Origin of the sequence: Paraburkholderia phymatum, from assembly GCF_038900715.1 — a bacterium.
Lineage (GTDB): Bacteria > Pseudomonadota > Gammaproteobacteria > Burkholderiales > Burkholderiaceae > Paraburkholderia > Paraburkholderia phymatum_A.
Genome location: NZ_JAYMRZ010000002.1, coordinates 38,551 through 57,778 on the forward strand (window position 1 = coordinate 38,551; position 19,228 = coordinate 57,778).

Here is a 19,228-nt window from a genome sequence, read left to right on the forward strand (position 1 = left end):
CGAGCCGGTGCATCGAACTCGTATCACCCACATGCATGCTGATGCCTTCCGATAGACGGTCCATCACGACCGCAATGCGTCAGGCCCAGATGTCACCCATCGTGAAGCCGTTCACGAAGGGATCGTCGGGGTCGAGCACATAGGTGTTGTAGCCATAGATCCACGAGCGGCCCGAAATCGTCGGCACGACGGCCTTGATGTCACCGATGTTCGTCTGCTCGACGAGGTTTCCCGTGAACACGGTTCCCAACACGCCTTCATGCCGGAAGGGCTGGTTCAGATCCAGTTGGCCCTTCGCATGAAGCGTGGCCATCTTCGCCGATGTGCCCGTTCCGCAAGGGCAGCGGTCGATCGCGCCCGTCCATGTTGCCGGGTTATCAAAGTCGATCTCCCCGCTCGCAACCGTGACAGCGTTCTTCCAGTCTGCATTCGGGTTATCGGTCGGGCCAGACAGTTGCGCGATCGTGATGCCGTATCCGGGATAGTGCGGATGTGCGACGGGCAACTGCTCCTGGGCCGCCTTCAGGATCAGCGCAGAGACCCGGGTGATCTCACGACCATGTTCCGGTCTCAGCTCTAGCCCCTTGAACTGGCGGACATCGGCAATGACGTAGAACATCCCGCCCCAGCCCACATCCACCGTGACCTTGCCGAGGTGCGGCACGTCGATCACCTTCTCGATGTGGGCCGCAAATGCCGGCACGTTCCGGAACGTAACCGACGTGACCTTTCCGTTGCTGCACTCCGCCCGGATACCGATCAACCCTGCCGGCGCTTCCAGCTGAAACTCCGTGACCGGCTCCTGCATCGGAATCATCCCGGTTTCCAGAAGCACAGTTGCAACCGAGATCGTGTTGCCGCCGCTCATCACCGGATACTCGACCTGCTCCATGATGATGTAGCCCGCTGCTGCATCCGGATGTTTCGCCGGCACCACCAGATTGCAGCACAGCGGCGGATAGCCGCGCGGCTCCCGGAGCATCAGCATGCGGATCTGGTCATCGTTTTCTTCGAGCCACTTCATCTGCTCATAGACGGTGTTGCCCGGAATATGCGGAACGCCGCCCGTGATCACGCGCATCGGCTCACCGGAGTGAGTCTCGACGGCGTGGAAAGTGCGTTTGAAAGTCATGATCTTCCCGTTTCGTACATCGTTGCCAAATAATGATGTTTCTCGACATCGCACGAGGTGACGCCGCGAACAGTGGAAGCGCCGCAGCTTGTCGGCATTCCGCGACATGTCCGATCGTGTTTTCCGGATCAGGTCTCCGCCCACCAACCCAACAGTCAACATACTCCGTTCAAGCAGGCGCTCCGCCAGATTTGGCGCACGTTGTATTGATCATAAGCGCGGCTTAGGTAACGGGCGGAACCGATGCCGCGGACCATCATCGGACTCGCCACATTTAGCCTTTGGCTATTGCACTGCCTTCAATCACGAGGTAACGATGACGACCCGTCCCGACGTTGTGAACGAATTCATCCATGTCGCCCGACAACACTTTGCATCAGACCGCCTTCCCGCCGAGGCCCGCAAGATGGCCGAAGCGGTATTCGCAAGGCTGGAGGTCCCGTCGGACGATGGACAGAGGTTGGGTACACGCTATCCGGCCTGTGAATGGCTCGACGCATCGATAACGCCCCTTTCTGGAGATGCGAGGTTCAGTGACATTGCAAAGGCGCTCAAGTCGGTTGAGCCGCTTCTCGGGTGGCGCCGAAGAGCGTCCGGTGTCAACGGCAGTCAAGGCTACGTCGAACGACACGCGAACGGCTTCGTTTGCGGGCCTGGCGGAGCCGAAAGCCGAAGCGACGTTCAGATTGGCATTACGATCATGCTTCCCAACACCCGCTATCCCGATCACAGCCATCCGCCACAGGAGGCGTATGTGCTACTGAGCCCTGGCGAGTTCCGGCAGGGCGATGGCGAATGGATCGATCCGGGGCCAGGCGGCGGCATCTATAACACGCCAAACATGCTGCACGCGATGCGCTCCCGTACATCGCCATTTCTCGCCCTATGGTGCCTTCTTGTCTGAGCTGTCACACGCGACGAAAACATCGACGCCGCTGGCGAAAGTTGTGCATCGGCAGTAGAACGCAAAGAGCGCCGCAGTGTGTCTGCGACGCTCCCGCAACCGGGATCAGAAAAAAAAGCGCCACGCTCAACCGCACTAACAGCGGGTGGGCGTCTTCTCTGCCGTGAGCATCCGCCCTCCCGCGTGATCCGTTACTTGGTGCCGAGCCACACCGCGAACTTCTGATTCAGGTCGTCGGAATGATCTGCCCAGAAGGCTACGTCGACGTCGACTGCTGTCTTCTCGTTAGCCGGGTTAGTCGGCAGATACGGGCTGACCGAAGGATCGACCATGGAAATCGACGATTTGCGCATCGGTCCCAATGCAGTCGCAGAACCGAGCTTCGCGAGCTGTTCCGTGGATGTCGAGAAGTTAAGAAAGTCCTGAGCGGCCTTCAGGTTCTTGGTACCCTTCACGACCGCGAGGCCCTCGATGTTCTTCACTTCCCCATCCCACACGAATCCGAACGGCTTCTTGTCCTGAGCGATGGCGGTCCAGATGCGGTTGCAGTAAGCGCTCGTCATCGTGACCTCGCGGTCGGCAAGGAGCTGGGGCGGCTGAGCACCCGCTTCCCACCAGACGATCGATGACTTGATCGTATCCAGCTTCTTGAACGCGCGGTTGACACCCGCCGGCGTGGCCAACACCTTGTAGACGTCAGCCGGCTTTACGCCATCGGCGAGCAGCGCCCATTCAAGAGCCGCTTCGGGCGATTTGCGCAGGCCCCGCTTACCGGGAAACTTCTTCAGATCGAAGAAATCCGCAACTGTCTTCGGCTCGCCGTTCTTGAAGGCTTCCTTGTTATAGGTAATGACAGTCGACCACGCTACATTGCCGACCATGCAGTCCGTGACACCGCCTGGCAGGAAATCCGACTTCGCAGGCGTTCCGTTTTTGGCAGCGGGCAACCCGGCGACATTGACCTTTTCCAGCAGTCCTTCATCGCACGCCCGGATAGCATCGGCCATCTGGATGTCGACGACGTCCCAGGTCACGTTGTTGGTCTGAACCTGACTGCGAATCTGCGCGATGCCGCCGTTGTAGACGTCACTCTTCACGTTGGTGCCGGCCTTTGCAGCAAATGGCTTCACCGCAGTTGCGATCTGGGCGTCCTGGTAGGAGCCGCCCCAGCTCGCAAATACGATATCAGCCGCGCTAGCAGTGACACTCACAGCCGCCGTCGCGACCAGCAACGCAACCTTCGCTGAATGCTTGATTTCCAGTTTCATGCTTTTGTCCTTCCTATTGACGTCTAGTGGCACGGTGAAGCCAATCGTCTCGGTTAAAAAGAAAAACACTCCTGATGTGAACTGCCAACTTCAAACCATTACCTCGTCGTATCGCAAAGCAGAAAAGAACCAGGCGTCACGACGATGGACAATCCTTTGCCGCTGCCGTTTGTCTGGTCATCCGCTCAAGTTCGACTTTCTCTTCTGTCCTCGATCAGTAATAAGGCGTACTACCTATTGCGTCGTGTCCCGTGGCACTAGCGCGTGGGCGGACGTTGCGAGACCAGCGCTCGTCTGCCCGAACCTGCAAACAATTTCACGGCGGGTGTCGGTGGGCTTCGACTATGCACCACGGAATCTATGCCCTACCACAGCGCCCGAAAGTTGAACCACCGACCAGCCACAACATCATCAAATCACAAGAATTAGTCAGCTTTAAACTGAACGTTTGTTCAGCATCGATCGCTTGAAGTTCACTATATACGCGATTTCTCGTTGTCAAAAATAATTTTTCAACGTATTTCCTTTTGAACAAGTCGGTTTTAGGCAAGAATTCGGGTATTCACCTACGATTCGACCCTCGTCACGATGAACGAACGTTCAATGCTTGAGTTACTACGACACCCCAAGCTATGAACAAGCGTTCAGTTAAATGACCGCGGTAAACCGGTTTGCGAACAGGGCTGCCAAGGCTTCGCGGCAGATCGGGCGAATCAGGTCCCAATAAGCGTTCGGGGTAAACTGGCGCACTTACGCTGTTCGCCCTGGACGGCGGATGCACAGAACAGACGAGGGAGCCATGAAAACAACAACGACGACGGCCGCTGCGAAGGATGACCGAAAGGACGATCCGGGGCCCTATGAGGGAATGCGGCTGAAGCTTATCGATGCGACGCTGGCGGTCGTCGGCGATGTCGGCCTCGAGAATTTGACAATCCGTCGAGTCAGCGAACATGCACGCGTGTCGGTCGGCCTTGTTCACCATCACTTTGAAAACAAGAAGAGCCTCGTCTACAAAACGTTCGAACATATGATTCGGAGGGTGCGGGATCAGTTGACGAGCGGCCGCCGGGGCATCGAAGATCCCGTCGAGCGGATGAAGTTCACGGCAGACATGTGCTTCAGTGACGAGGTGATGAGCCCAGGTGCAGCCAACGTCTGGCCACACATGTGGAGTTCGTCGGCTCACGATCCGGAAGTGCAGCGACTCTGCGCTGCATTTTCGAAGCGCTTGCGATCCAACTTCATCTTCGATCTGCGGCAGGCTGGGTGCGATCACACGATCGCACGAATCCACGCCATTCAGGCGCTTGCGCTCGTTCATGGGCTCTGGATCGAACATCGCGTCGCGGCAAGCGTGACGCTCAGTGAAGTCATCGGCATCTTCCATGGGATGATCGACGACGCCACCAGACAGATCTGGAAGATGAACATGTCCAAAGCAGCGACGTCAGTTCCACGCAGTTGAACGCATACAATTCGCACACCGTCTACATGTTGGGGTAGTTGGGGCCACCGCCTCCCTCCGGCGTGACCCACACGATGTTCTGCGTCGGGTCCTTGATGTCGCACGTCTTGCAGTGCACGCAGTTCTGCGCGTTGATTTGCAGGCGTGCTCCGTTTGCTTCGTCTTTGACGAATTCGTAGACACCCGCAGGGCAGAAACGCGCTTCGGGGCCCGCGTACGTTTGCAGGTTCACCTTGACGGGCACCGACGGATCTTTGAGCGTCAGATGCGCGGGCTGGTTCTCTTCGTGGTTCGTGTTCGAAATGAACACCGACGAGAGCCGGTCGAATGTGAGCTTGCCATCAGGTTTCGGATAGTCGATCGGCTTGCACTGAGAAGCGGGCTTCAGCATCTCGTGGTCCCAGTGCTGATGATGCAGCGTCCATGGCACGTTGCCGCCCAGCAGCTTCTGCTCGATGCCGACCATCAGCGTGCCCAGATACAGCCCCTTGCTCATCCACTGCTTGAAGTTACGCGCGCGATAAAGCTCCGTGTGCAGCCACGAGGTCTTGAACGACTCAGGATACGCGGCGAGTTCATCCGACTGGCGGCCAGCCTGAACCGCATCGAACGCGGCATCGGCGGCCAACATGCCCGTCTTGATCGCCGCATGCGAGCCCTTGATCCGCGATGCGTTCAGAAAGCCCGCGTCATCGCCGACGAGCGCGCCGCCCGGAAATACGAGCTTCGGCAGCGACATCAGCCCGCCTGCCGTAATCGCGCGCGCGCCATACGACACGCGCTTGCCGCCTTCGAGGTACTTGCGGATTTCCGGATGCGTCTTGTAGCGCTGGAATTCCTCGAACGGCGACAGATACGGATTCGAATAGCCGAGGCCCACCACGAAGCCCACCATCACCTGGTTGTTGTCGATGTGGTAGAGGAACGAGCCGCCATACGTCTGCGTATCGAGCGGCCAGCCGGCGGTGTGGATCACGAGACCGGGCTTGTGCTTCGACGGATCGATTTCCCACAGTTCCTTGATGCCGATGCCGTAAACCTGCGGATCAGCGCCGTCGCGCAGTTTGAACTTGTCCGACAGTTGACGGCCGAGATGTCCGCGCGCGCCTTCGCAGAACAGCGTGTACTTCGCGTGCAGCTCCATCCCGAGCTGGAAGTTCTCGGTCGGCTCGCCGTCCTTGCCGATGCCGAGGTTGCCCGTCGCCACGCCCTTGACCGAACCATCGTCGTTGTACAGCACTTCCGCGGCCGCGAAGCCCGGGAAAATCTCGACGCCCACCGCTTCGGCCTGCTGGCCCAGCCAGCGTGTCACGTTCGCCAGGCTGATCACGTAATTGCCGTGATTCTTGAAGTTGTCGGGCAGCGCCCAGTTCGGCACGGACTTCGCGGCGGTTTCGGAGAGGAACAGGAAGCGGTCTTCCGTCACTTCGACGTCCAGCGGCGCGCCTTTTTCCTTCCAGTCCGGAATCAGTTCATTCAACGCGCGCGGGTCCATCACGGCGCCCGAGAGGATATGCGCCCCGATTTCCGAGCCTTTTTCGAGCACGCAGACGCCGAACTCGACACCTTTCTCCGCCGCGCGCTGCTTGAGCCTGATCGCGGCAGCAAGACCCGCCGGGCCGCCGCCGACGATCACCACGTCATATTCCATCGATTCCCGTGGACCGAATTGCTCGAGCAGACTTTGCGCGTTCATATTCAAAAATACTTGCGAACATACGGAGGAGGACATGCCCGTGGGACATGGTACTCACAAGGTTCCGATCGCATATCGACGATCAACCGAGGCGGATCGTAGAACGGACAAATTTGCGAGGCGGAAGACATAACAGCCGCTTATGCTAGTTTCAAGAATCATTTGGATTAGCTCGACTCCCGTCAGTCTCGCGGCACCATTCATCCATGGAGCTGGATACGCGAACCGCGACCGTTGGTGTGGACCTCCATGCACTTCGGGCGTCCGTGGCAGTCTGCGAAACGCGATCCCGTTCACCGCGACCTTCGGACCGCACCTGTCGAGTTGCCAGGTCCGCAAGTCAGCGATCTGACGATTTCGTCGGGCCACTTCGAACAGATCGTGCGCGAACGCCCTCTTCTACGCTACAGCGCCGACTCGCGAATGGGTACGCAGATTGAGCGCTTCATGCGCCAGACAGGCGTGTTCGCACCGAAGCGATATGAACTCGACAGCACGTCGAAGCACTCAGGAGTTTGCGTCGGGGTAAGTCCTCTTGGTCGTCCTTAGCTGCAACATCCACTAGTCCGCCCTCGCGACACTTAAATTAAAAATAGAGCGTGCTTATATTCCCGCACGAAATTATTTCTGGTCGCACACTTGACTCACACCTTGCTCAATGAAGGACGCAAACCGTGAACAATTTCGATGTGGTTGTGATTGGCGCCGGCGTTATCGGCAGCTCCGTGGCTTTCCAGCTTTCCAGGCTCGGAGCAAAGAACGTTCTGGTACTGGATCGCGGATTGATCGGCGCCGGAACGACATCACAATCCTCCGGCATCCTGCGCACCCACTACTCCGTCAAGGAAAACGTGGAACTGGCGAGAAAATCGTGGGAAGTCTTCAACAACTTCCCGTCCTACCTTGGCGACGAAGAAGCGTCATGCGGTCTCGTGAAGTGCGGCTACATGATCGTAGCAAGCGAAGGCGACAAGCTCGAGCCTCTGCGCGCCTCGCTGAATCAGCAGAAAGAACAAGGCATTCCGCTCGAACTGCTGACGCAGCAGCAAGCCAGGGAGTTGATGCCCATCGCCCGGTTCGATGACGCCGCTCTTATCGGCTATGAGCCGGAAGCCGGATTCGCGGATGCATACCTCGTCGCAACGAGCTTTGCGCGCGCCGCGCGCCGTGCCGGCGTGACGATCAAGGAAAACGTCAACGTCAACAAGATCTTGTTTGAGAACGGCAAGGTCGTCGGCGTATCGACGAGCATCGGCGACTTCAGCACGTCCACCGTGATCAGCACGCAGAACATCTGGACACCCGAACTCGCGGGCTGGACTGACCGCGACCTTCCGGTCATGCCGGAGCGCCATGCCGTGCTCGCACTCGAATGCGACGCGGCGAAGTACACATTCAAGATGCCCGTCTTCAAGGATCTGGCATCCCCAGGCATGCTCTACTACCGCAGCTACGGCGGCAGTCAGATGCTGGTCAGCGAAGGCGTTGTCGGCGAGAAGCTGAACACGGCCGACACCGAGCAGGGCGACATTCCAATGGACTACATCGTCGACGTCGGCGCCCAGGTCGCCGAGCGGTTCCCGGAGTACGAAACGGCGGGCATCGCTTCGTCGTGGACGGGCGTGTACGACGTCACGCCCGACTGGAATCCCGTTCTCGGCAAGCTGCCCGGAATCGAAGGTCTGATCGTCGGCTACGGCTTCTCGGGACACGGCTTCAAGCTGTCACCGACGGTGGGCCGCGTGCTCGCTCAGGAGGCGCTGGGTATGCCGACAGATGTATCGCTCAAGCCCTATTCGATCGAACGCTTCGCAACGGGCGAGCTGTTGACGGGCAAGTATGGTCTGGGCGCCGTCTCCTGAGGGCCAGTCGATGTCCTCGATGCAAGTGTGCGATATCGCGTCGATACCTTCCGGGACATGGCGCAACGGCAAGGGCGTAACGCGAACCCTCGCTGCGGAAGGTACAGACTGGCGCGTGAGCATTGCAGAGGTCGAGCGCGATGGTCCGTACTCGATGTTCGAAGGCATGACCCGCTTATCCGTCATTCTGCGGGGCAAGGGGGTCGTGCTTCGCGCAGGCCGCTTGACAACGAGTCTGACTCCGTTCGCAGTCGCCGAATATGACGGCGCGACTGCATGGGATGCTTCGTTGACCGATGGTCCTGTGACTGTGCTCAACGTCATCTGCAAAAGGCACGTCTACCGTCCGACCGTGCGGGCACTTTCAGGCCCCGTGACCGTACCCGCAGGTGTGACGGCCATCGTGCTGGCTGCGGGTCGTGCATGTCATGGCGCGGCGTCGTCAGAGGCAGCACCGCACCGGATCGCCGTAGACCAGTTTGCTGTCTTTCAGAAGCTGGAACATCCGGTTCGGATCAGCCCCGACCCGGTCGACGGAAAAGATGGAGGCTTTGGAACCATCCCACATCTGGTGATCATTGAACCAGCGACCGTCTGAACTCGAGGAACATGAAATGAAGGTACTGACTGCAGTAAAGCGCGTCGTTGACTACAACGTGAAGGTGCGCGTGAAGGCCGATCAAAGCGGTGTCGATATCGGCAACGTGAAAATGTCGATGAATCCATTCGACGAGATCGCCACGGAAGCGGCGACGCGTCTTAAGGAAGCAGGAAAAGCCACGGAAGTGATAGCCGTATCGTGCGGCGTGCCGCAATGCCAGGAAACGCTTCGCACCGCGCTGGCTATCGGTGCAGACCGTGGTGTGCTCGTCGAGACCGATGCCGAACTGCAACCTCTTGCGGTCGCCAAGCTGCTCAAAGCCGTCGTCGACAAGGAACAGCCGCAGCTCGTCATCCTCGGCAAACAGGCGATCGACGACGACGCCGGACAGACCGGTCAGCTGCTCGCGGCGCTGCTCGATTGGCCTCAGGCAACGTTTGCCAGCAACATCGAAATCGGCGACGGCTCGGCCACCATTACGCGCGAAGTGGATGGCGGCCTTGAGGTGATTACTCTCCGTCTTCCGGCAATCGTCACGACGGATCTGCGTCTTAACGAGCCGAGGTACGTGACGCTGCCCAACATCATGAAGGCGAAGAAGAAGCCTATCGACACCCTGAAGCCTGCCGACCTGGGTGTGGACCCTTCTCCTCGCCTCAAGACGCTCAAGGTGGTCGAGCCTGCGCCGCGCAAGGCCGGTGTGATCGTCCCCGACGTTGCGACGCTGGTCCAGAAACTCAAATCCGAAGCAAAGGTGGTTTAAATGACGACGCTTGTTATCGCGGAACACGACAACACTCAGGTGAAAACCTCGACGCTGCACACGGTGTCGGCGGCACAGAAGATCGCGGGCGGCGTGCATGTACTGGTCGCCGGCAGCGATGCCCGTCCCGCAGCCGAAGCCGCAAGCCGGATTGCGGGTGTCGAGAAGGTCATCTTGATCGATTCGCCTCATCTCGCCGATGGACTGGCCGAGAACGTCGCAGCGCAGATCGTCGGACTGGCCCGCGACTATACGCACGTCTTCTTTCCCGCGACCGCGGCCGGCAAAAACACGGCGCCGCGCGTCGCCGCGAAGCTCGACGCGTCGCAGATTTCTGATGTGATCGCGATCGATGCACCGGATACCTTCCAGCGACCCATCTATGCGGGCAACGCGATCGCGACCGTGCAGACGAGCGATCCCGTGAAGGTCGCGACGATCCGCACCACCGCGTTCGATGCAGCCCCTGCAGGAGGCGGAAGCGCCAGCATCACCGAAGTGGCGGCAGCGGCCGACACCGGTCTGTCGACATTCGTTCGCCGCGAGATCGCGAAAAGCGACCGTCCGGACCTGACGGCCGCGCGCGTCGTGGTATCGGGCGGACGGGGCCTCGGCAGTGCCGAGAACTTCGCGATCCTCGATCCGCTCGCTGAAAAGCTCGGTGCCGCGATCGGCGCTTCGCGCGCCGCAGTGGATTCGGGCTACGCCGCCAACGATCTGCAGGTCGGTCAGACGGGGAAGATCGTGGCGCCGGAACTCTATGTGGCTGTCGGCATTTCCGGTGCGATCCAGCATCTGGCGGGCATGAAGGACTCGAAGATCATCGTCGCCGTCAACAAGGACGCGGAAGCGCCGATTTTCGGTGTCGCGGACTACGGCCTCGTCGCCGATCTGTTCGACGCTGTTCCGCAGATCACGCAGTCGCTTTAACGCTGCAACGTCCGCGCCGCACGATTTCCCCATCTCCTTGGGCAACTGGCCGACACCGCATGAAACACGCGGTGTCGGCATTTTTTACGCAGGAGTATTGGTGAAACCTGGAGGTAAAGCGCTCAGGCATCGGTAGCCGGCAGGGCTCGAAGCCCTCAACGCTGACCGGCGCATATCGTACTTGCTTGTGATCAGGAAATTCCCACGCGGAGTTTTAACGTCGCGGCAGTGGCCGCGTACATCATGCGCTCGATCACAGGTTGAACCCGTTCAGCAAGATCCTGCCGATAACTGAACGGGGCATCTTCATCCATATAGGTCGACTGGCACATCTCGAGCTGCACCGCGTGGATACCGTTCGATGGCTGACCGAATGCCCGCGTGATATAGCCACCTTTGAACCGGCCATTCGCGACCCATGTGAACGGCTGTCCGTTGACCAGTTCGGATGAAATTGCATCCAGAATGCTGGCATCACAGCTGGCGCCGCTGTTCGTGCCAATATTCAGGTCAGGAAGCTTGCCTTCAAATAGTCGCGGCAGAACGCTGGCAATCGAGTGGGCTTCCCACAGCAGCACTTGCCCGAATTGCTGCTTCATCCTGTCCAGTTCGGCGCGCAGCTTTTCGTGGTACGGCCGCCAGTATCGTTCGAGACGCCTTTGCACTTCGTCCTGCTCCGGCTCCTTTCCTGCCACATACAGCGGTTCGCCGCGAAACGTTTCCGTCGAACAAAGCGCTGTCGTCGTCTGTCCCGGATACAGGCTTTCGCCACCGGGCGGCCTGTTGAGGTCGATGACATAGCGCGAGAAGCGGGCGCCCAGGACGGAAGCGCCAGCAGATTTCGCAAAGCTGTATAAACGATCGAGATGCCAGTCCGTATCGGCGACGGCACGAGCCGCGTCCGTCATCTGCGCGGCGTTCGCCGCCGGAATCTCCGTGCCCAGATGTGGAATGGAAACGAGGAGCGGAATCCGCCCTTGATGGAAAGTGAACATTGCTTCCTGCACGGCAGAATCTCCTGATGCCAGGTCATTTGAACGCCACCGCCGATAGTCGGGACCTGCTGACCTGTTCCTGTTCGACGCCCTCACGGCCACGTCGATCGCCTCCAGTGCGAGGCGGTCGTTTCGCTTGCAAGCCAGCGCATCGCCATCGGCCGCAATGAACCGCTGACGAGACATAAAGACAGGCAAAGCCCGGCAGCGTTTGGAATACGCAATCCGGCCGCACAAGCTATCGAAAGCGCATCTTGCGGGACGGCTTGCAACCGCCCCGCTTTCCCGCCTAGACCACGTCCTCGCTCATCACCATCAGCTGCGTGTTGCCGCCTGCAGCGCTCGCATTGACAGTCGTGATGCGCTCGCGAACCAGTTGCGTCCAGTCGTAGGTGCCGTCGTCGTGCGTCACTGCAATGCCGATCATCCGCTGTGCCGCCATCCGACGCAGATTGCCCACGCCGCGCTGGTCAGCCGTCGCGAGGACCACATCCGGGCGAACGCCGGGCACCTCGCCATCGAGAACCCGAGCGGCATCCGCAGCGTTGATGACACGGCAACCGCTACCGAGAGCGGCTGCAATTTCATCCGCAACTGACGATTTCAGCAGCAGCACTTCATTGCCGAACGCGCACGCAGCCGTTGCCTGACCCAGCAGCGCCTCGACAGAGTCCGCTACACAGAAGGCCTGGCCGCGAGGCAGGAGCTCGACGGTATTCTCCTCACCTGTCAGGGCAGGCAGGCTCAGAGGCCGGAAGCTATCGGCGAGGCGAAGAAGCTGCGCTCTGTACCGCGCGAGTCGCGCTTGCGCGTCGGCGTTGAGACGCCGTGCAGCGGACGTGTTGGCGATCGCCTCGACGCGTTGCGCGGCGCTGGCGCGGGCCTGGGTCTGCGCGATCATCCGGGCAACGAAGCGGCCGTCCGCCGAAGCGACCGGAAACTCGAAATACTTGTCGCTCACGGCAGCAGGCGATGGCGCGAACGGTCCCGAGTCCGCTGCATACGCGTTGGCAGTGGAACGCGTGAGGCCGATCAGCGTCAGCGGACCGGCGACCATTGAGCCCGTACCCGACGCTCCGTTACCGCCAACGGGTTGCATACCCGGGAAGGCAGCCAGCATCGCCCGATTGACACAGATACTGCTCGCCTCCGACAACGACAGCAGCGTACCCGCTGCTTCGTTGATCCGTGTGTGCAAGCCTTGCACGCCACTGCCCAATCCGTTCAACGCCTTGATGAGCGCTTCCATGTTGCCGGTTTCGTAGCGCACGACATGCAGGATGGGCCCAGTTACCGACGGATCGATTGCGGCAAGCGATCCGATATCGCCAATGTCCACGATCGTGGGCGCAACGAAATTTCCATTGCCGGCGCCCGTGCCCAGCTTGCCCCGGGTAATCCGGAAGCCGCGGCGCTTGAGCTGCTCGATGTATGTCTCGGCGCTATCGCGTGCCTTGCGCGTGGCCATCGGCCCGATGTCGGTCGCACCGCTCAGCGGGTCACCCGTATTGCGCTCGCTGAGCATGCCGTTGAGCATGCGCAGCACCTTGTCTGCCGTCGAGTCCTGCAGACACAGAACGCGTAGCGACGACGCCTCTTGTCCCGCCGATCTGAACGCGGAGACAATGGCGTCCGAGATGACCTGCTCTGGCAGAGCGGAACTGTCAACGATCATCGAGTTGACGGAACCGTAGGTGGCGATGAATTTTGCCGGCTGCGTGGAAGCGGAGAGTTGCGCGGCGATAGAACGGGCCACCTCACGAGAACCGGCAAAAAGGACTGCGGCCACGCGTTGATCGGATACGAGCGCTTTACCAACCGTCGCCCCGTCACCCAAGGCGAGATGAAGCACGTCCTGAGGAACGCCCGCGCCGTGGAAGACCCGGGTGGCTTCGAACGCGATCAGCGAAGCGTCCGACGACGGCTTCGCAATGACAGCGTTGCCGGCCGCGAGGGCCGCCGATATGTGCCCGACGAACGAGCTCAGCGGACACGCCGAAGGCGTGAGACTGATGACGGTTCCCAGCGGCTGCACGTCTGCGAGAGTCGTGTCGCTCGTCAACTGGAACGCGTATAGCCGGCACAGGTTGACGGCGGTTCGGACCTCTTCCACAGCCTCGGAAAGCGTTGCTCCATTTTCGAGCGATAGCAGTGCGCCAATTCGCGACGCGTTCGCTTCCAGATCGCTCGCAACCCGTTCCAGAACGTCGGCGCGGCTGACCGTCGTTCTGAGAGCCCAGGTGGAAACGGCCCGAGTTGCAGCGTCGAACGCTGCCGCCAAACGGCTCATCTTGCAGCTGGCGAAAGTTCCAATAGCCTCCGCGAGATTACCCGCGCTATAGACCACCGCAGTCGATTCGGATTTGGCATCTCCTTCTCCCGCGAGCAACGAATACGCGTTCACGCGATTCGCGCGAATGTCCGCCACGGTTCGCTCGAACTCCGGTGCCCCGGAAAAATTCAGCGCCGCCGCGTTGACACGGCCCGGCAACAGATTGCGCGGCGATGCGATGCCGGCATGCGGCTTACCGCCCGTTCTTGCCGCCTTTGCGACGGGATCTTCGACGATGTCGGAAATGCTGACGGCCGGATCGACGATCTGATTGACGAACGAAGAGTTCGCGCCGTTCTCCAGCAGACGGCGGACCAGGTAAGCAAGCAAGGTCGCGTGCGGCCCCACGGGCGCGTAGATGCGGCACGGACGGTTCAGTTTGGCGACGCCCACTACCTGGTCGTATACGGTCTCGCCCATGCCATGCAGACACTGGAACTCGTAGTCCTTGTCCCCGGCAAGCGTATGCACTGCCGCGACTGTGAACGCGTTATGGGAAGCGAACTGCGGGAAGATGGCATCGGGCGCATTGAGCAAGGCTTTCGCGCACGCGATGTAGCTGACATCCGAATGCACTTTCCGCGTGAAAACCGGGTAGCCCACCGCGCCGGCATCTTGCGCGAGCTTGATTTCGGTATCCCAGTAAGCGCCCTTGACCAGACGGATATTGATCCGTCGCCCGTTCGCGCGAGCAAGCGCGATGATCCAGTCCGCCACCGCCCTGCCGCGCTTCTGGTACGCCTGCAACGAAATACCGATGCCATTCCAGCCCTTCAGGCTGGGCTCGGCGCACAGGCGCTCCAGCATCTCCAGTGTCAGGTCGAATCGCGCCGACTCCTCCTGGTCAAGGTGGAAGCCGATGCCGTACTGCTTCGCGATCTGTGCGAGTTGCAGCAGTCGCGGATACATCTCGCTCAACACTCTGTCGCGTTGCGCCAGCTCATATCGCGGATGCAGGCCGGAGATCTTGACCGAAACGCCAGGCCCGTCGATGGGCCCCTGGCCTTTCGCTTCCTTCCCGATCGCTTCAATCGCATGGCGGTACGACTCGAAGTACGCTTGCGCATCCTCATCCGTGAGCGCCGCTTCGCCGAGCATGTCATAGGTGTACCGGTATCCACCCGACTCACGCCCCTTGGCCACGCCGATCGCTTCTTCGATCGTCTGGCCCGTGACGAACTGCTTGCCAAGCATCCGCATCGCGTACGCGACGCCAGCGCGCACGACCGCCTCGCCCCCCTTGCGAACGACGCGCGACAGCGCTTCCGCGAGCGCGTTCTCGTCCGGTTGCTTCAGCAGCTTCCCGGTGAAAAGCAGGCCCCACGCCGTTGCGTTGACGAACAGCGACGGGGATTTGCCTATATGCGCGCGCCAGTCCGCGTCGACGATCTTGTCGCGGATAAGCTGGTTGCGGGTCTCCGTATCGGGAATCCGAAGCATCGCCTCGGCGAGGCACATCAGCGCGATGCCCTCGCGACTGTCGAGCGAGAACTCCTGCGTCAGGAGATCCACGCCGCCCGCGTTGATACGTGCGTCGCGCACGCCCTGGGCGAGCCGTGCGGCAAGAGCCTGGGTCTTTGCGAGCGTCGGCGCATCCATGCGCGCCTCTTCGATCAACCCGCGCACGACGACATCCTCCGCAAGCGCCGAGGCGTCGCGAATGCGCTGACGCAGTGTTTGAAGATCCGCCGTACCGCTTTGCATCGATTGGATTTCCGACAGCATGATGAGGTTACCTGGTGAATGCCTGTTTGTTGACGAATTGATCAGAACTGGTTGGCCGTTCCACGCAGACGCTCGGTTCTGCGCCTCAGCAGTTCGAGCGTGATGAGCAGCAGCGTCGAGATGACGACGAGCACGCTTGCCACGGCCAGAATGGTGGGACTGAGTTGCTCACGGATACCGGCCCACATTTGCCGCGGTACCGTTCGCTGGTCGGTGCCCGTCAGGAAGAGGGCAACGACAATTTCATCGAATGAGGTTGCAAACGCGAACAGCGCACCCGAGATCACGCCAGGCGCAATGATGGGTAGCTTCACCTGCATGAAGACGCGCAGCGGCGAAGCACCCAGGCTGCGGCCCGCCCGGGATAGCGTTTCGTTGAAGCCGGCGAGCGTCGCCGTAACGGTGACGACGACAAACGGCACCCCAAGCGCGGCGTGTGCAAGGATCAGACCCGTCAGGCTGTTGACAAGACCGAAGGGACTGAAGGCAAAGTACACGCCGACTGCCGTAATGATCAACGGCACGATCATCGGCGAAACAAGAATGCCCGTAATGAGCGCCCTTCCCTTCAGGCGTGGATGAGTCAATCCGAGAGAAGCCATCACGCCCAGCGTGGTCGCGAGCAGCGTCGAGACAACGCCCACAATCAGCGTATTTTTCAGCGCGAGCATCCATTCCGGGCTATTGAGAAAGTCCTGATACCAGCGCAGGCTGACGCCTGGCATCGGATAGGTGAAGTACGGCTGCGAGTTGAACGACAGCGGCATCACCACCAGGATCGGGGAAATCAGGAACACCAGTACCGCGACCGACAGGATCACATGCGCCCACCGTCCCAGACGTCCCCAGACCGTTACATATGCGGGAAAACTGAACATTTCGATCACCCCAACTTGACGCCGGCGCCGCCGGTCATGCGGACAAATACGCCGTAAATGAGCAGCACCCCTGCGAGCAGAATGGACGCCAGCGCGCTCGCCAGGCCCCAGTTCAAGGTGTTGTTGACATGATTGGCGATGTAGTAGCTGGCGAGCTGATCATCCGGGCCTCCGACGATCGCCGGCGTGATGTAGTAGCCGACGGCGAGAATGAATGTCAGCATCCCTGCCGCTCCGACACCCGGAAGCGTCTGCGGGAAATACGCCTGAAAGAACGAGCGGATCGGACCCGCGCCAAGTGAACGTGCCGCTTTCATGTAGATGTTCGGGACACCCTTCATCACCGAATAGAGCGACAGGATCGCGTAGGGCAGCAGAATGTGCGTCATCGCAACGAGTACGCCGAAGCGGTTGTAGATTAGCGGTAATCCGTGGTCCGTCAAGCCGAGGTGCTTGAGCACGTCATTGATCACGCCATGAGCCTGGAGCACCACCACCCATGCAGTGGTCCGCACCAGGATCGACGTCCAGAAGGGCAACAGAACCATGATCATGAACAGGTTGCTGTAGCGTGCCGGTATGTTGGCGAGGAAAAACGCAACCGGGTATCCGAACAGCAAACAGAGCGCGCTGACCGCAATGCTCACCCACGCGGTCCGAACGAAAACGTCGACGTAGAGCCGCTCGCTCTCGCTCTGGCGCACGATCGCGCCATGATCGTCACGTTTGAAGTCGAATGCCTTCAGGTAGTAGCCCAACGTCCACGGCGACGAAGCGTATTTGAGCGTGGACCATGCAGCGATGTCATCCCAGCGCGCGTCGATCGCCGTGAGGCGCTGATGCCACGAACCCGTGCTTTCATCGCCCAGACGACGAGCCGTCTTCATAAGGAGGCTCCGCATGCCGGCTTCATCGTAGTTCAGTCGCGACGCAATCCGGCTCACGCCCTCGCTTCCCTTGGCCGCGAGAAGATCATGGGCAAATGCGTCATACACCTGTTCCCCCGGCAGCTTGTCGCCGCTCGGGTCCCATTCCCGAAGCAGCGCGGACGCGTGCGGCATCTCCTGGGAAAGCGTCGGGTCCCGGAAGCTCTTCATCAGCAGGCTTCCAATGGGAACAAGGAAGGTGACAAGGAGGAACACCAGCAGCGGTGCTACCAGAAGGAAAGCCTTCACGCGCTCGGTGCGTTCAGCGCTGCGGAGCTTCGCCTTGAGGCTTTTCGAATCCTTCACAGTCATTTGAGGTGACTGGTCTGTGGGCACGGCCATATCGTTGGGAAGTATCATCATCGTCCAGCGGCTAGCGCCGCGTCCTCCTCGTCAATTCAACACCAATCCTTCGTACCCGGATGGGAGCATGGTCGCCATCCGATGCAATCCTTCACGGAAAAGCCGGGTAGCCTGCTTTTCGTGCAAGAAGGCAGCCTTTCGTGGAAATGCGGTAGAGGCGTCCGTTGAAACTCGTTCGCTCCGCATCACTCCGAGGCACGCAGCCCGGGTTTCGTCTCCACTAGTTGTACTAATTTGTTTCTTGTGATTCCGCTTGCGTCACACCGATTCGCTACGCGGTGTTCAAGCAGTTACTGCAGCGCGCGGCAGCATTCCGCCATCCACCCGACGTGTACCGAATCGCCAATACGCAGTTGACGCGCGACGCCGTTGTTCGGCAGCTTCACGATGAAGTCGTTTCTGCCGCATACCTGCATGACAACGCGAAGATGATCGCCGTAGTAGATGAGATCCTTGACACCGCCCTGAAAGACGTTGTCACAGCTCTTTGCCAGATCGCCGACTGTCACCCGCTCCGGACGCAAGGAGATGCTGGCGGATCCAGTCCCGCGAACGCTCGGGCCAGCGAATGCCTGGATGTTCTGTCCGCTTTCGAGCTTGACCGTGCAGCGCTCGCGATCCACGGCCGCGACCGTTCCAAGCAGTTCATTGCTTTCGCCGATGAAGCGGGCGACAAATGCATTCTCAGGGTTCTCATACAGTGCAGGCGGCGGCGCGAGCTGCTGGATGATGCCGTTGTTGAACACGGCAATCCGGTCGGACATCGTCATCGCCTCACCCTGATCGTGAGTGACATACACGACGGTCAAACCGCTCTGCTCATGAATCTGCTTGATCTCGTATTGCATCTGCTCGCGAAGCTGCTTGTCGAGCGCGCCAAGCGGCTCGTCCATCAGCACCAGCGCAGGTTCGAACACAAGCGCCCGCGCGACAGCGATGCGTTGCTGCTGCCCGCCCGAGAGCTGGGCCGGCATGCGATTGGCGAACTTTTCCATGTTCACCATGTTGAGCGCGCGCTTCACCTTTCGCGCGATCTCGTCCTTCGACACTTTCCGCACCTTCAGCGGAAAGGCCAGGTTTTCAGCGACGGACTTGTGCGGAAAAAGCGCGTAGCTCTGGAACACCATGCCGATGTTGCGGCGCTCCGGCGGAATACGGTTGATCGGCTTCCCCTGAAGCAGTATCTCGCCATGTGTCGCAGTCTCGAAGCCCGCAAGCATCATGAGACACGTTGTCTTTCCAGAGCCCGACGGCCCGAGCATCGTCAAGAACTCACCCTCCTGGATTTCGAGGTTGAGGTTTTTGACGACGAGCGTCTCGCCGTCGTACGTCTTTTGAACATTCTTGAAAGAGACAATCGTAGACATGACATTTCCTCAGGAGAA

The 19,228-nt window shown here is 60.0% G+C and carries 14 protein-coding genes; 6 read left to right on the plus strand and 8 right to left on the minus strand.

What is annotated here, in order from left to right; genetic code table 11:
* Positions 1-79 precede the first annotated feature (79 nt).
* On the minus strand, positions 80-1,132 hold the full coding sequence (locus VSR68_RS03565) for a proline racemase family protein (RefSeq protein ID WP_342938965.1): 1,053 nt from the start codon (positions 1,130-1,132) through the stop codon (positions 80-82).
* A 316-nt stretch (positions 1,133-1,448) separates the two neighbouring features.
* On the opposite strand from VSR68_RS03565, the gene VSR68_RS03570 reads away from it, so the two are divergent.
* Positions 1,449-2,036: a dimethylsulfonioproprionate lyase family protein gene (locus VSR68_RS03570; RefSeq protein ID WP_342938472.1), complete on the plus strand. Its 588-nt coding sequence runs from the start codon at positions 1,449-1,451 to the stop codon at positions 2,034-2,036.
* 191 nt (positions 2,037-2,227) lie between these two features.
* On the opposite strand, the gene VSR68_RS03575 is transcribed toward VSR68_RS03570, so the two are convergent.
* Positions 2,228-3,304 (minus strand): ABC transporter substrate-binding protein, encoded by a 1,077-nt coding sequence (locus VSR68_RS03575; RefSeq protein WP_342938473.1) that lies wholly within the window; start codon positions 3,302-3,304, stop codon positions 2,228-2,230.
* A 799-nt stretch (positions 3,305-4,103) separates the two neighbouring features.
* On the opposite strand from VSR68_RS03575, the gene betI reads away from it, so the two are divergent.
* A complete protein-coding gene (gene betI, locus VSR68_RS03580; RefSeq protein WP_342938474.1) occupies positions 4,104-4,772 on the plus strand; it encodes a transcriptional regulator BetI in 669 nt (222 codons plus the stop codon).
* Between the two features lie 22 nt (positions 4,773-4,794).
* Here betI and VSR68_RS03585 read toward each other — a convergent pair whose 3' ends face one another.
* A complete protein-coding gene (locus tag VSR68_RS03585; RefSeq protein ID WP_342938475.1) occupies positions 4,795-6,468 on the minus strand; it encodes an electron transfer flavoprotein-ubiquinone oxidoreductase in 1,674 nt (557 codons plus the stop codon).
* Positions 6,469-7,142: 674 nt separating this feature from the next.
* Between VSR68_RS03585 and VSR68_RS03590 the strand changes: the two genes are divergently transcribed.
* The 4 genes from VSR68_RS03590 to VSR68_RS03605 are packed head-to-tail and all read left to right on the plus strand — an operon-like array spanning position 7,143 to position 10,624.
* Entirely contained in the window at positions 7,143-8,330 is a 1,188-nt protein-coding gene (locus VSR68_RS03590; RefSeq protein ID WP_342938476.1) for an FAD-binding oxidoreductase, read from the plus strand.
* 10 nt (positions 8,331-8,340) lie between these two features.
* Positions 8,341-8,928 carry a HutD/Ves family protein gene (locus VSR68_RS03595; RefSeq protein WP_342938477.1) on the plus strand — a complete coding sequence of 196 codons (588 nt, stop codon included), beginning with the start codon at positions 8,341-8,343 and terminating at the stop codon, positions 8,926-8,928.
* Between the two features lie 16 nt (positions 8,929-8,944).
* Positions 8,945-9,694 carry an electron transfer flavoprotein subunit beta/FixA family protein gene (locus tag VSR68_RS03600; protein WP_342938966.1) on the plus strand — a complete coding sequence of 250 codons (750 nt, stop codon included), beginning with the start codon at positions 8,945-8,947 and terminating at the stop codon, positions 9,692-9,694.
* Positions 9,695-10,624 carry an electron transfer flavoprotein subunit alpha/FixB family protein gene (locus tag VSR68_RS03605; RefSeq protein ID WP_342938478.1) on the plus strand — a complete coding sequence of 310 codons (930 nt, stop codon included), beginning with the start codon at positions 9,695-9,697 and terminating at the stop codon, positions 10,622-10,624.
* Between the two features lie 191 nt (positions 10,625-10,815).
* Here the strand turns inward: VSR68_RS03605 and hutG are convergent, their stop codons facing one another.
* The 5 genes from hutG to VSR68_RS03630 all read right to left on the minus strand — a co-directional run bounded on the left by hutG (position 10,816) and on the right by VSR68_RS03630 (position 19,210).
* The gene (hutG, locus tag VSR68_RS03610) at positions 10,816-11,631 is read right to left on the minus strand and encodes an N-formylglutamate deformylase (protein WP_342938479.1); all 816 of its coding nucleotides are present in this window, start codon (positions 11,629-11,631) and stop codon (positions 10,816-10,818) included.
* Positions 11,632-11,908: 277 nt separating this feature from the next.
* Positions 11,909-15,676, minus strand: coding sequence for a bifunctional proline dehydrogenase/L-glutamate gamma-semialdehyde dehydrogenase PutA (gene putA, locus VSR68_RS03615; RefSeq protein ID WP_342938480.1), 3,768 nt, complete (start codon positions 15,674-15,676; stop codon positions 11,909-11,911).
* Positions 15,677-15,717: 41 nt separating this feature from the next.
* A complete protein-coding gene (locus VSR68_RS03620) occupies positions 15,718-16,554 on the minus strand; it encodes an ABC transporter permease (protein ID WP_342938481.1) in 837 nt (278 codons plus the stop codon).
* 5 nt (positions 16,555-16,559) lie between these two features.
* Positions 16,560-17,792 (minus strand): ABC transporter permease, encoded by a 1,233-nt coding sequence (locus VSR68_RS03625; protein ID WP_342938482.1) that lies wholly within the window; start codon positions 17,790-17,792, stop codon positions 16,560-16,562.
* Positions 17,793-18,133: 341 nt separating this feature from the next.
* Positions 18,134-19,210 (minus strand): ABC transporter ATP-binding protein, encoded by a 1,077-nt coding sequence (locus VSR68_RS03630; RefSeq protein WP_342938483.1) that lies wholly within the window; start codon positions 19,208-19,210, stop codon positions 18,134-18,136.
* Positions 19,211-19,228: the final 18 nt, after the last annotated feature.